12 protein-coding genes and 1 tRNA gene are annotated in these 13,276 nt (G+C 70.1%); 9 read left to right on the forward strand and 4 right to left on the reverse strand.

The window, feature by feature from the left end; all coding sequences use genetic code 11:
* Nucleotides 1–15: 15 nt before the first annotated feature.
* Complete coding sequence (locus CEP17_RS04025; RefSeq protein WP_112931358.1) at nucleotides 16–1,230, forward strand: MFS transporter; 1,215 nt, start codon at nucleotides 16–18, stop codon at nucleotides 1,228–1,230.
* A 19-nt stretch (nucleotides 1,231–1,249) separates the two neighbouring features.
* On the opposite strand, the gene CEP17_RS04030 is transcribed toward CEP17_RS04025, so the two are convergent.
* Nucleotides 1,250–2,302, reverse strand: a complete 1,053-nt coding sequence (locus CEP17_RS04030) for an aminotransferase class V-fold PLP-dependent enzyme (protein WP_112931359.1) — start codon at nucleotides 2,300–2,302, stop codon at nucleotides 1,250–1,252.
* A 48-nt stretch (nucleotides 2,303–2,350) separates the two neighbouring features.
* Here CEP17_RS04030 and CEP17_RS04035 point away from each other — a divergent pair, with 48 nt between their 5' ends.
* Nucleotides 2,351–3,313 carry a LysR family transcriptional regulator gene (locus tag CEP17_RS04035; RefSeq protein WP_112931360.1) on the forward strand — a complete coding sequence of 321 codons (963 nt, stop codon included), beginning with the start codon at nucleotides 2,351–2,353 and terminating at the stop codon, nucleotides 3,311–3,313.
* Between the two features lie 94 nt (nucleotides 3,314–3,407).
* A complete protein-coding gene (gltX, locus tag CEP17_RS04040; protein WP_112931361.1) occupies nucleotides 3,408–4,922 on the forward strand; it encodes a glutamate--tRNA ligase in 1,515 nt (504 codons plus the stop codon).
* A gap of 18 nt (nucleotides 4,923–4,940) precedes the next feature.
* On the opposite strand, the gene CEP17_RS15310 is transcribed toward gltX, so the two are convergent.
* Both CEP17_RS15310 and CEP17_RS04050 read right to left on the reverse strand, forming a co-directional pair.
* Nucleotides 4,941–7,040, reverse strand: coding sequence for a glycosyltransferase family 39 protein (locus tag CEP17_RS15310; RefSeq protein WP_275427318.1), 2,100 nt, complete (start codon nucleotides 7,038–7,040; stop codon nucleotides 4,941–4,943).
* 71 nt (nucleotides 7,041–7,111) lie between these two features.
* The gene (locus tag CEP17_RS04050) at nucleotides 7,112–7,633 is read right to left on the reverse strand and encodes a hypothetical protein (protein ID WP_036318231.1); all 522 of its coding nucleotides are present in this window, start codon (nucleotides 7,631–7,633) and stop codon (nucleotides 7,112–7,114) included.
* 114 nt (nucleotides 7,634–7,747) lie between these two features.
* Between CEP17_RS04050 and CEP17_RS04055 the strand changes: the two genes are divergently transcribed.
* The 6 genes from CEP17_RS04055 to CEP17_RS04080 all read left to right on the forward strand — a co-directional run bounded on the left by CEP17_RS04055 (nucleotide 7,748) and on the right by CEP17_RS04080 (nucleotide 12,524).
* Nucleotides 7,748–7,819: transfer RNA gene (locus CEP17_RS04055), tRNA-Gln, on the forward strand.
* A 122-nt stretch (nucleotides 7,820–7,941) separates the two neighbouring features.
* Nucleotides 7,942–8,556: a TetR/AcrR family transcriptional regulator gene (locus tag CEP17_RS04060; protein ID WP_112931364.1), complete on the forward strand. Its 615-nt coding sequence runs from the start codon at nucleotides 7,942–7,944 to the stop codon at nucleotides 8,554–8,556.
* Complete coding sequence (locus CEP17_RS04065) at nucleotides 8,549–9,190, forward strand: zinc ribbon domain-containing protein (RefSeq protein ID WP_112931365.1); 642 nt, start codon at nucleotides 8,549–8,551, stop codon at nucleotides 9,188–9,190. Before CEP17_RS04060 ends, CEP17_RS04065 begins: the two co-directional genes overlap by 8 nt.
* Nucleotides 9,191–9,229: 39 nt before the next feature.
* The gene (locus tag CEP17_RS04070) at nucleotides 9,230–9,457 is read left to right on the forward strand and encodes a hypothetical protein (RefSeq protein WP_036318229.1); all 228 of its coding nucleotides are present in this window, start codon (nucleotides 9,230–9,232) and stop codon (nucleotides 9,455–9,457) included.
* 41 nt (nucleotides 9,458–9,498) lie between these two features.
* A complete protein-coding gene (locus tag CEP17_RS04075; protein WP_112931366.1) occupies nucleotides 9,499–10,512 on the forward strand; it encodes an aldo/keto reductase in 1,014 nt (337 codons plus the stop codon).
* A 74-nt stretch (nucleotides 10,513–10,586) separates the two neighbouring features.
* Nucleotides 10,587–12,524, forward strand: a complete 1,938-nt coding sequence (locus CEP17_RS04080) for a glycosyltransferase family 39 protein (protein WP_112931367.1) — start codon at nucleotides 10,587–10,589, stop codon at nucleotides 12,522–12,524.
* Here the strand turns inward: CEP17_RS04080 and CEP17_RS04085 are convergent.
* Nucleotides 12,509–13,222: a HEAT repeat domain-containing protein gene (locus tag CEP17_RS04085; protein WP_112931368.1), complete on the reverse strand. Its 714-nt coding sequence runs from the start codon at nucleotides 13,220–13,222 to the stop codon at nucleotides 12,509–12,511. The genes CEP17_RS04080 and CEP17_RS04085 overlap by 16 nt on opposite strands.
* Nucleotides 13,223–13,276: the final 54 nt, after the last annotated feature.

The following is a 13,276-nucleotide window of genomic DNA, read 5'->3' on the forward strand; positions in this document are numbered from 1 at the left end:
GCCCTGGCGCCGGCGATGGACCCTGTCGCCGTCGCGCGTATCCAGCGGCGCACCGTCACCGTCCTCGCCGCCGGACAGGTGCTGGGCGGCATCGCCTTCGGCGCAACAGTCTCGCTCGGCGCGCTGCTCGCGGCCGATCTGTCGGGCCAGGAGGCGCTGTCGGGGCTGGCGACGGCATCCGTGACGCTCGGAGCATCGTTGTGCGCCATCCCGCTCGCGCGGATGGCGGCACGGCGCGGGCGACGGGTGGCGCTGACGCTCGGCAACCTCTTCGCGCTGATCGGCATCGGGATCGTCATCACGGCGGCCGCCGTGCGCAGCTTCCCGCTGCTGATCGTGGGTGTGGTGCTCATCGGCGCCGGCAACGCGGGCAATCTGCAGTCGCGCTTCGCCGCGACCGACCTCGCTCCCGCCCCGCGGCGCGGACGCGACCTCGGCACCGTCGTCTGGGCGACGACCGTCGGGGGTGTGGTGGGCCCGCTGCTTCTGACACCGGGAGAGGTCGTCGGCGCCGCGCTGCGGATGCCACCGCTCACCGGCTCGTACGCGTTCTCGATCGTGGCGCAGCTGATCGCTTTTGCGCTCTACGTGGCGGCGCTGCGACCCGACCCGCTCCTGCTCGCACAGCGCCTGGCGCGCAGCGGCGAGGCGCAGCGTGAGCGCATCGACGATGTCGACCGGCCGGTCGCCGCGCGTTATGCGGTCTTCGCGGTGGCCGGGTCGCACGTGGTGATGGCGTCGGTGATGGCGATGACGCCGATCCATCTGGCGCACCTGGCACCCGAGCACGTCACGCTCGTGGTCGGAACCACGATCGCGCTGCACGTGTTCGGCATGTATGGCTTGTCGCCGGTGTTCGGGGTGCTGGCCGACCGATGGGGACGCATCGCGACGATCCTCCTGGGTCAGGCGCTCCTGGCGGTGTCGCTGATCGTGGCGGCGACCATGCCCGATTCGCAATGGGCGGTGCTGGTCGCGCTGTTCCTGCTGGGAGCGGGGTGGAGCGCTGCGACCGTGTCGGGCGCAGCTCTGCTCACCGAGAGCTCTCCGACGAGCCTGCGGCCGCGACGGCAGGGGCTCAGCGACACGATCATGACCTTCAGCGCCGCTGTCGGCGCCGTGCTCGCGGGCGTCGTCCTCAGTCAGATCGGCTACGGCGGACTCGCGCTGGTCGCGCTCGTGCTCGTCGTCGCGGTCACGGTGCTCTCGCCCTACGCGCGTCGCGGGTGAGGAGCGCCGCGAGGAGGTGTCAGCCGCGGAGGGCTGCGACGGCCCGGTCCACGTCGGTCTCGTCGTTGAACACGTGAAAGGCGACGCGCGCGCGCCCGTTGCGGCCGGATGCCGTGATGCCGGCGGCCTGCAGACGCGCGAGGTCGTCTCCGCCCGGGTCGACCCAGGTGACGATCGCCGTCGGGATGTCCGGTTGCTCCAGCTCCAGCGCCCGACGAAGGCGGGACGCGAGACCCGTGGCGTGAGCGTGGACGGCCGCGATGTCGGCCTGCGCGAATGTTCGCAGCGCGGGCTCGGCGCCGACGAATGCCTGCCAGGCGGGGGAGACGTCGAAGCGTCGCGCGCAGGCGGCGAGATCCGCGTCACCGCCGTAGCATGACGTCCAGGGATCGTCGCCGGCGTACCACCCGGCCTGTACGGGCGCGAGCGTGCGCGCGTAGTCCGCGCTCACCGACATGAAGGCGACGCCGCGTGGGCAGCACAGCCACTTGTAGGCGTGACAGAGCAGCGCATCGAATCGCCCGGCGTCGACCGGCATCCAGCCCACGGCCTGCGTGGCATCGCATACCGTGCGTGCACCGACCGTGGCTGCCGCGGTGCAGATGGCGTCGACATCGGCGACGTGACCGCACGCGGACTGCACCAGGGAGAACGCGACGAGCGTCGTACTGGACGTGATCGCGTCGGCCAGGCGCGACAGCGGAGCGGTGCGGACGCGGATGCCGCGGCCTGCGTGCACGAACGGCAGGACGAGCGAGGAGAACTCGTGTTCCGGTACCAGGACCGTCGAACCCGCGGGGAGCGCCGCCGCGAGAAGTGCAACCTGAACCGACGTCTGGGAGCCGATCGCGACGCGCTCGGGGGCGACACCCACGAGCGACGCGAAGTGTGCTCGCGACTGCTCCACCGCGCGACTGTAGCTCGCGATGTCGGGGCGTCCGGCGAGGTCCGCGGCGACCGCGTGCCGCGTCGCGTCCATCGGCAGCCCCACCGTGCACGCGGCCAGGTAGCCGTCGGCGGAGCCGAACTCGGCGCGCACCGAGGCGAGGGGGTCGTGGACAGCGGTGATCATGGTTTCAGCTTCGCGCGTCGCGACGTATGCGTCTACGGCAGGTATTGCATGAGAAGCATGCCATGCGATGATGTGTACGTGAAGGAGATCGCCCCGGAACTGGACGTCCAGAGCCTGCGTACCGTGCGCGCGATCGCCGACACCGGCTCGATCACAGCGGCCGCCGCCGCTCTGGGATACAGTCAGCCCGCCATCAGCCAGCAGCTGCGGCGTGTGGAGAACCGGCTGGGGGTTGCGCTGATCGAGCGCGTCGGTCGCGGCGTGCGGCTGACGGAGGCCGGCCGCGTGCTCGCCCGTCATGCGCCGGCCGTGACGCACGCCTTCGACGCCGCCGCCGAAGAACTGGCACAGCTGAGGGGGCTGCGCACCGGTGTCGTCCGCCTTGTCGCCTTCCCCTCGGCTTCGCCCGTGCTCGTTCCCCGTCTGCTGGCGTCCCTCTCGGCATCCCACCCCGGACTCGCGCTCACCTATGTGGAGGCGGAGCCACCGGAGGCGGTGGAAGCGATTCGCGAAGACCGCGCCGACATCGCGCTGACGTTCAGCTACCCGGGCGACCGCGACGACCCGCACGGATCGAGCGCCCGGGGGCTCACCGTACGCAGCGCGGGTCGCGACGACCTGCTGCTCGTGTTGCCCGGAGGCCATGCGGGTGTGGCGGACGTCGCGGCACTCGCCGACGCGACGTGGATCGCCGGTTGCCCACGCTGTCGCGGCCATCTGCTGGAGCTCTGCGGTCGCGCGGGGTTCGAACCGCGCATCGGGTTCGAGACCGACAATGCCGTCGCGGTCGAAGGACTCGTGGCGCAGGGGTTGGGCGTGGCGACGTTGCCGCGGATGGCGGTCGAGTCGTTCCCGCTGCTGCCCGGCGTGCAGACCGCTCCGCTGCCGCCGGCCGAGTCGCGCGGACTCCACGTCGTCACGGCACGCGACGCCGAGCGGGTCCCGTCGGTGAGCACCGTGCTCGAGGTGCTCGGGCGGGAACTCGCTGCGGTGCAATCCGCATCATCCTGACCCGCGGCGTGATCGCCGGACCGCGCCGCGCGCTCGTCGTCGCGACGCGGGGCTGACGATTCGCTGCGCCCGCCCGCCGCCTAGACTGGAGGCGATGTCTGCCGCGATCCATCCCCGTACCACCACCGCCTCCGGAGCCGACGTCCGCGTACGGTTCTGCCCGTCGCCGACCGGCCTTCCGCACGTCGGCATGGTGCGCACGGCGCTCTACAACTGGGCGTACGCGCGACACACCGGCGGCAAGCTCATCTTCCGCGTCGAAGACACCGACGCCGCTCGCGACAGCGAGGAGAGCTACCGTCAGCTCGTCGACGCGCTCACCTGGCTGAAGATCGACTGGGACGAGGGCGTCGAGAAGGGCGGCCCGCACGAGCCGTACCGCCAGTCGCAGCGCCGCGACATCTACGCGGGCGTCCTCGAGACCCTGATCGCCTCGGGTGCCGTCTACGAGTCGTACTCGACGGCGGAGGAGATCGATGCGCGCAACGAGGCCGCAGGGCGAGCGAAGCAGCTGGGCTACGACAACTTCGACCGTGACCTCACCGAAGACCAGAAGGCCGCTTTCCGCGCCGAGGGCCGCGAGCCCGCGTGGCGCCTGCGCGTGCCCGATGAGGACCTGACGTACGTCGACCTCATCCGCGGCGAGGTGACGTTCCCTGCCGGCTCCTTCCCCGACTTCGTCGTCGTGCGCGCCGGTGGCCAGGCGCTTTACACCTTCACCAATCCGGTGGACGACGCGCTCATGGGCATCACCCACGTGATCCGCGGCGAGGACCTCATGCCCTCGACGGCGCGTCAGCTCGCCCTCTACGGTGCGCTCATCGAGGCCGGTGTGACCGACTTCATGCCCCGATTCGGTCATATGCCGCTCGTCCTCGGCGAGACCGGCAACAAGAAGCTCTCCAAGCGCGACCCGCAGGCCGACCTGTTCCTGCATCGTGAGCGGGGCTTCATCCACGAGGGGCTGCTGAACTACCTCGCGCTGCTCGGCTGGTCGATCGCCGCCGATCGCGACGTCTTCTCGCTCGAGGAGTTCATCGCGGCGTTCGACATCGTCGACGTGAACCCCAATCCCGCCCGTTTCGACCAGAAGAAGGCCGAGTCGATCAACGGTGACCACATCCGAATGCTCGCCGCCGAGGACTTTGCCGCCCGGCTCGTTCCGTATCTGCATGCCGCGGGTCTGATCGAGAATCCGCCCACCGCCGTGCAGCAGGCGACACTGGATGCCGCCGCGCCTCTCGTGCAGGAGCGCATGCAGCTGCTCGGTGAGGCGCCCGGGCTGCTGGGCTTCCTGTTCCGCGACGATGTCGTGTACGAAGACGATGCGCTGAAGGGTCTGCCCGCCAATGCGGGAGAGGTACTCGTGGCATCCGTGGGAGCACTCGAGCTGGTACCCGAGCACGGATTCACCGCTGCGGCGGTGCAGGATGCGCTGTCGGCGGCGCTGATCGACGGTCTGGGGCTGAAGCCGCGAGTCGCCTACGGCCCACTCCGGGTTGCCGTCAGCGGACGACGCGTATCGCCGCCGCTGTTCGAATCGATGGAGCTGCTCGGCAAGTCCGCATCGGTGCGCCGCCTCGGCGCACTCGTTCAGCACCTCGGCTGAGACAACTGTCGCAGCCCATCAGGCGCCGCAGGAGTAGAGGCCTGACATCGGGGCGTCCATGACTTCGGTGCAGTTCGCCACGACCCACGTGCGTATCTGACCGGCCGCGGTGCTCGCGGTGTCGGTGCCGCCGAGCCCGCCCGATGGGCCTCCGCCACCGCCAAAGCCCCCGTTGCCGGCGATCACGTACCGCAGCTTCCCGTCGGCGACGAGCGTCTGGAATGTCGCGAGCGTCGGTGCCGGATCACGCTCGTCGAAGCCGCCGATGGGCAGGAACGACCCGCCGTCCGAGGCCAGGATGAGCGAGGCTGCGCTCTGCGCCCCGAAGGTCGCGGCGAGGTACGCGGTGCCCTGTTGGTGCTCCGTCAGCCAGGCCACGGTAGCGGCGGCGCCTGTGCCCGCCTCACCGGACGAAGCGGCGAAACCGCCGGAGTTGCGAGTGCCCGTGCCCTGCACGCTGGAACGTTCGCGTGCTCCGTCGGTTGAGGCTCCGGTCTGTCCGCCGGACCGCGAGAACCCGTCCCCGCGGTGCCCCGCCCCGAGCGGCCCCGAGGCACCGCTCCCGGATCCGGAGGCCCCCGAACCGGGTCCGCCGAGGCCTGTTGCTCCCGGTGCGCCGCCGCGGGTACCGGGTCCGAACCCTCCGAAGCCGCCGACACCGCCGATGCCGGACACACTGGCGACGCCGGCCGCGGTCGGGTTGGTCGAGTTGGGCGACCACATCGTCACGACGGCCCAGCTCGCCGGCGTCAGCAGCATGGCGATCGCAGCGACGACGGCAGTGAGCAGCCGCGGGTGTGCCCGACGGTGGTCCACCACGACGGCTGCCACCGCGGCGACGGCGACGAGAACCTGTGCCACCGCGATCGGCAGTGAGAATGCGGCTCCGCGGTCGGAGGCGACACTCAGGCTGATGATCAGCGCCGTCGTGGCCGCGACAGCCGGGAGTGCGATCTGCGCCCACAGGATGCGGCGTCGCCGCGCCCAGGCGAACGCGGCGCCGGTCAGCAGCGCCATCGGGATGGCCATCGAGGCGGTGTAGAACTGGTGCATTCCGGCCACGAGCGAGAACATTCCGGCGAACGTGACGAACCACACGGCCCCGAACAGCAGCAACGGCAGGCGGAAACGAAGGACCGCGAGGATCACGATGGCGAGGATTGCGGTCGGGATCAACCACCCGATCTGATCGGCCAGCGAACCGTTCAGCAGCCGCACGGCAGAGGGCGTTCCCGAGAACGGCGGAGTGAATGAGCGGTAGGCCGCGCTGTCGGCGGTCGTGGAGCCGAACCTGCCGAGTCCGTTGTAGCCGAACACCATCTCCCACGGATTGTTCGTCAACGTGCTGCCGATATAGGGGCGGTCGGATGCCGGAACGAGCGAGACCGCGATGATCCAGCCCAGCGACAGCACGAGGCTGAGCGCTGCGGACACGGCGACGTGCCAGACCCGGCGCCACCACGGCTGTCGGGTGCAGAGATAGGCGACGGCGAGTGCAGGCCAGACCGCCCACGCCTCGAGCATGTAGGTCTGGAAGCCGGCGGCGATGAACACGCCCGCAAGTACCAGCCATCCGAAGCTGGCCCGGCGCAACGCGTGCGTCGCTGCCCACGCCGTCAAGGCGAGGGCGAGCACGAAGAACGTCTCTGGCTGGTTGGAGCGCGCGACCGCGACCAGGATGGGCGTCGTGGCGACGACCGCCCCGGCGACGAGGCCCGAGGTGATGCCCGCCCATCGCCGTGCGGTGATCGCGGTCACCACGGCCGCGACCGCCGCGGCCAGAGCGTTCGGAATGATGACCGCGGCGGGGGAGAAGCCGAAGATGCGTACGGTGAGGGCGGGGATCCAGAACGAACCGGGGATCTTGTCCAGGGTGATCGTTCCGGCCGGGTCGAACGAGCCGAAGAAGAAGTTCGGCCAGCTGCGGCTCATCGACAGCGCGATCGACGCGTAGTAGTCGGACATCGAACCCCCGACGCCCCAGGCTGTGAGGATCGCGGCCGCGACTGCCATGAAGAGGAGGGACCAGTGCCACGGCGTGCCCATCCGCCGCCGGGTCGTCGCGGCGGTGTGGACGGGCGAGAAGGCGGCGGCGGGGGAGGCGGGGAGCGCGGTCACAACGGTCACCGTAGGACCGCTTCACCAGCGGCGTCGTTGTGCGGCCTATGAAATCGCCCGGATCGCGCCCGTCAGTCCGACGCCCACGTCGCCCAGATGACGTTCTGGCCGTCGATCTGTTGGGGACCGGCCCCCACCGCGTACCGGGCTGAGCTGGCGTCCTCACCGTCGAGCCACCAGATGTAGGCGCCGTAGCCGGAACTCTGCTGGTACCCCGCGGCCGTCAGCGTGGCGCCGATCTGCGCGATGGCGGCGTCCGCGTCGCCGACGAAGATCGCTCCCTTGCGCTTTGTTCCGCCGTAGTCGTCCTCGACGTAGCAGGCCGGCGAGGCGCCGGGCTTTCCCGCTTCCGGAAAGACGAACCGGGTGGGGTCGGCGGGAGTGGGATTCAGGTAGCCGTTGGCGTCCATGAACGAGATCATCGCGTCGGTGCAGCCGAACAGCTGACCGCCGCCGACGGCCGCCGGTGTGCCGGCCTCGGCGGTGGGACCGGCGTCGTTCTCGGTGGACGGCGTCGATGCGGGCGAGGCCGCGCAGCCGGCGAGCACGAGGACGGCGATGGCCGTCGCGGGCAGGAGCAACGGGGATTTCACACGGCTCAGTGTCCGACCTGCCCGGCGTCGGGGCAATGCGTGGTCCGGCTGGTTTGGACTCGGTCCGCGCGTGGGCTAAGCTAGACCCTCGGTACGACTTCGGTCGTCACCCCCTGGGGTATGGTGTAATTGGCAACACGGCTGATTCTGGTTCAGTTGTTCTTGGTTCGAGTCCAGGTACCCCAGCAAGACAGATAGCCCCGGAGATCCGCGTCACAGCGGTAACCGGGGCTCTTGCTTTTTCGGTCGGAGCGCGCTCGGCGTCCGTGTTATCGTGCGATAACACCCGTGCCCGAGAGGAAACCTGCATGGCGACCGGCCGACGTCCGCCCGCGCGCAACGAGGAACTCCTCGACGCGTCGGTCCGGGCATTCGCGCCGCGCGGCTACTTCGGTACGTCGACCGACGAGGTCGCGAAGGCGATGGGTGTCTCGCAGCCCTACGTCATCCGCACCTTCGGGTCGAAACGAGAGCTCTTCCTGCGCACGCACGCACACGCCGCGGCGGCCATCCTCGCGGCGTTCCGATCCGCATCGCGTGGTCGCGTCGCCGGCGACGGATTCGATGCCGAGCGCGTCGGCGCCGCCTATCGAGATCTCGTGCGCGCCCGTCCTGAAGCCGTCCTGGTGTGGGCTCACGCCTTCTCTGCGGCGACGGCGGAGCCCGCCATCGGCGAGGAGTCCCGCCGGATGTTCCAGGAGGTCTATCGCGCGCTGCGCGAGCTGGGTGCCTCCGACATGGAGATGTGGGCGTTCATGGCCCGCGGCATGCTCATCAACACGCTGCTGCTCATGCAGGCCCCCCGTTTCGCCGCCGACTACGACTTCGCCCCCCTCATCGATCTGGTCTTCAGCTCGGCATCCGCTCCCGTCCCCTCCGATGCCCAGCGCATCCGACACGAACAGGAAACGTCACGTGAGTGATCTCGTCCCCTTCACCGACAACTTCAACGATCTGTCGAACGCCGACGGCTATCAGTTCGAGTTCCGTTGCGAGCGCTGCGGAAACGGCTACCGCTCGGCCTTCCGTCGCGACCCGCGTGCGGCCGGTCAGAAGCTGGCCCGGGGACTGGGCAACCTCTTCGGCGGATCGCTGTACGAGATCAGCTCCATGGCCGATCGCCTCCTGGACCGCGGCACGAACTCGCCCGCGAAAGACGAGGCGCTGCGCGCCGCAACGGCAGAGATCGCCCCGAGGTTTCATCAGTGCCGGGCGTGCAGCGACTGGGTGTGCGGTGACGTGTGCTGGAACGACGCCGTCGGACAGTGTGTACGATGCTCCCCGATCGCGACGGAGGAACTGGCCCAGCTGCAGGCCGAGGCGCGCCGCCGGCAGATGCAGGAGCGACTCGAGACGGTCGACCTCCTCGGCGGAATGGATCTGAAGACGCAGTCGCAGCCGCGCTGCGCAGCGTGCGGTGCGCAGTCCCACGGAGGCAAGTTCTGCGGCGAGTGCGGGTCACCGCTCGCCGTCGTCGCGGCGTGCCGCGGCTGCGGTACCGACAACCCCGCCGGTGCCAAGTTCTGCGCGGAATGCGGCACGTCTCTGGCGGGCTGACCCCTCGCGCGCGGCAGGGACGCTCTCTATGCTCTGGGCATGACTGAACCCACGCAGAGCCAGCTCGAAGCCTCCGACAAGGTCGACAAGCGCACGATCGGCGGCGAGATCCGGTACTACCTCAAAGACATCAAGGCGCATTGGCCGGCCGTCGTCGAGCAACACCCGGATGCCGCGGGCCACGAGGCCTGGTGGACGGCGGACGGTACGTTCCACGCGACGCACGAGCAGCTGCGCCGCGACGCGATGATCGGCGGGATCGTCTGAATCGACCTCGTCCCCGCAGCGTGCGCCGATAGGCTCGAGGCATGGCTCCCGCACGCTCCGCCCTCCCACATCGCGCACTCGGCCGCACCGGCCGTGAGGTCTCGGTGATCGGTGTGGGTACGTGGCAGTTGGGCGCGGACTGGGGGGATGTCTCGGAGGAGGACGCGGCCGCCGTGCTCGCGGCATCCGTCGACGCCGGCGTCACCCTCTTCGATACCGCTGACGTCTACGGAGACGGCCGTTCAGAGCAGATCATCGGCCGCTTCCTCGCCGCACGGCCCGGGCACGGCGTCGTCGTCGCGACGAAGATGGGACGCCGCGACGAGCAGCGTGCCGAGAACTACACGGCGGAGAACTTCAGGACGTGGATCGACCGCTCTCGCCGCAACCTCGGCGTCGACACCCTCGACCTCGTTCAGCTGCATTGCCCGCCGACCGCCGTGCTCGAGGACCAGCGCACCTTCGATGCTCTCGACCGCCTCGTCGACGCGGGCGCGATCGCTGCGTACGGCGCCTCGGTCGAGACGGTCGACCAGGGGCTGTCCGTCCTCCGCCGCCCCGGATTGACGAACGTGCAGATCATCATCAATCCGTTCCGGCTGAAGCCACTGGATGAGTTCTTGCCCGCCGCGGCCGACGCGGGCGTGGCCGTCTTCGCCCGCGTGCCGCTGGCAAGCGGGCTGCTGTCGGGCCGCTACACAACTGCCACGACCTTCTCCGCCGCCGATCACCGTACGTACAATCGCGAGGGTCAGGCGTTCGATCGGGGAGAGACGTTCTCGGGCGTCGACTTCGAGACCGGGGTGGCAGCAGCAGCGGAGCTCGCGGGCGCGCTGCCCGAGGGCGTGAGTCTGCCCGCTGCCTCGCTCGCGTGGACCGTGGCGCAGCCCGGCGTCACGGCCGTGATCCCCGGCGCGCGGGCGCCGGCGCAGGCCGCAGCGAACGCCGCCGCAGCCTCGTCTTTGGACGCACCCGAGGCGTACGCCGCGTTCGACGCGGCGGTGCACGATGTCTACGACCGTCGTCTGCGCCACGCCATCCACGCCCAGTGGTGAAATCCGCTCATAGGCTTCGCTCAGCCGTCGCCGAGCCGATGCCGAAGCTCCGCGCCTAGCGTCGGCCCGTGCCGATGACACCCGCCCTCTCGCGGTGGTGGCGAGAGCCCTGGTGGGCGCGCGTCACGCTTGCCGCGATTCTCTTGGCTTTCGCCGTGCTCACGACATGGAACCTGGCGCGCGGGGGTGACTTCTCGTTCTACGAGGCGTCGGCGCGGTCGATGTCGCAGTCGTGGCAGGCGCTGCTGTTCGGCGCGTTCGATCCGGCTGCCACCGTCACTCTCGACAAGCTGAGCGGTTTCGCCGTGCCGCAGGCGCTGAGCGTGCGACTGTTCGGGATGTCGACGTCGGCGCTGGCGCTTCCGCAAGTGATCGAGGGGCTCGTCACGATCTTCGTCTGCGCGGTGATCGGTCTGCGCTGGCGCGGTCGCGTCGTCGGGTTGATCGCTGCGGGAGCCGCGGCATCCACGCCGATCTTCGTGTCGATGTTCGGCCATCCCATGGAAGACGGCCTGCTGACGATGTCGCTGGCCGTTGCGCTGCTCTGGTGGCAGCGTGCGGCGCTGACGAGCCGCCTCTGGCCGCTGGTGTGGGCCGGCGTGTTCATCGGCATCGGCTTCCAGGCCAAGATGATGCAGGCATGGTTCATCGTGCCCGCGTTGGTGATCGGTACGGCCATCGTCGGCGAGGGCCGATGGCTCCGCTGTCTCGCCCGCGTCGGCGTGCTTCTCGCGAGCACGGTGGTGACGTCGCTGTCGTGGATGATCGCCATGGAAGTGGTTCCGGCGGGGTCGCGACCCTTCGTGGACGGCTCCACCGACGACGACGTCTTCGCCATGGTGTTCGGATACAACGGCATCGATCGGCTGTTTCCCAACGCCATCGCCGGCGCTGTGCGGAGCGGATCGGGTACCGGCGCTGCCGGCGCTGCAGCGTCGGCGACGAAGCTCATCGATCCCGCGTATGTCGGTGAGATTGGCTGGCTCTACCCTGCGGCGATGTTCGGCATCGTTCTGGGTGTCGCTGTCGCGGTACGCGCCTGGCGGCGACGGGGGGCCACCGCTCCTCCCTCCGTCAGATGGGGCGCGGGGCCGGCGACATTCGTGGTGCTCGTCGTGTGGCTCGCGACCGGCGCCGCGATCCTCTCCGCGGCGCGCATGCCTCACACGGCATATCTGTCGGCGATCGGCATCCAGCTCGCCCTCCTGGCCGCGCTCGGAATCAGCGAGGCGGTTCGGCTCCGCGCCGACGCCAGAGGGTGGGCGCGCGCAGCGCTGCCCGTTCTGGTCACGCTGCAACTTGCGTGGTTCATCGCGCTGTCCGCGCTGTCACGGATGCCGCGATCTCTGACGCTCGCCATGCTGATCGTGGCTGGCGTGACGTGCGCACTGGTGGTCGCCGCGGCGCTGTCGCCGAGCGTGCGCCGACGTCTCGGTCGCGGCATCGTGGTGGCCTCGGCGGTCGCCGTTCTGGCGGGACCCGCGATCTTTTCTGCGCAGGTCGTCGATGCCTCACGCGACGGGAGCGGGGGAGACGCCTACGTGGGGGTGAAGCCGTCGGCCACGACGGGGTCGGCGTCTCAGGCGTTCGTGCCGTCACCGCCGCAGCTCTGGGGAGGCTCCCCGGGAATCACGCCCCCGTTGGTCGAACTGGTCACGGCGGCGCGGGCTGCCGGCGGCGGTGTGGACGGCGCCCCGCTGTTCCTGACGGACTCTTGGAGCATCGCCGCTCCCGTCATCGACGCGACCGGGACCGAAGTACTCACCGACGGTGGATACTCCGGTCAAGCCGTGGTGTTCACGGCGGCAGAGGTCCGCGCGCGTATCGCGTCCGGCGTGCACCTGATCGTCGTGAAGGATCACGCGCCGAAGACCGATCCGGTGGCGGTCGCCGTGCGCGCGGCGTCGTGTCACGCGCTGCGCTCCTGGCCGTCGACGGCGGGCGGCGGGCAGGGGAAGACCTCGATGTCGAAGGAGAGCGCGCTCGGATTCACCCTCTACGCGTGCTCGTGAGGCGGCGACGGGGTCAGCAGAACGGCGAGGCGCTTCTTGGCGCGGTTCTCCCGCACGATCCATGCGACGTCGGGATCGTCGAGCGCGAGGGCGTGGAACGCGGCCAACCCCGGGGCGGGGTCGGAGGCGACCGCGACACTCCAGCCGTACCCGAGCGTCTGGCGCAGGGTACGAACGTCCGGATCACGTCGCCTGTCGGCGGACAGCGAGCGGAGGCTCTCGGTGGCTGTCGCGCAGACGGCGACGGCCCGAGCGGCCTCGCGCGGCGACGTCAACAGCCGTGGCTCGCAGATCGCCGCGACGGCGGCGCGCTGAACGAGCGGATGGGCATCGCGCGCCCACATCGTGGCCACCTCGGCCATCGCGTTCGGCTCCACATCGCCCCACAGCTGAAGTCCGATGGCGACGGCTTCACGAACACGCCACCGTCCGTCGCACGCCAGGTCGCGTGCACGTGCCTGCTCCTGGGGATCCGCGGCGCGGCGAGCGATTGCCGCGGCGGCGCACATCGTTGCGAACTCGCTTCCGGATCGCAGCAGGGCATCGATCTCCCGAGCCCCCGCGATCGCGGCCGCAGCCGCGACGAGGCGGAGGTTGGCGCGGTGACCGGGGAGCCCGGATGCCGCCTCGACCACCGGCGCCCACTCCTCGGCATCGAGCTTCCGCAGTCGTGCCGACCAGTCGACAGGCGCTTCCATGACGCGAGCGTAGCGCCGCGCCGACGGCTGAGAGCCCCCGTGAGCCGTGTCAAT

Source organism: Microbacterium sp. PM5, assembly GCF_003293595.1.
Classification (GTDB): domain Bacteria; phylum Actinomycetota; class Actinomycetes; order Actinomycetales; family Microbacteriaceae; genus Microbacterium.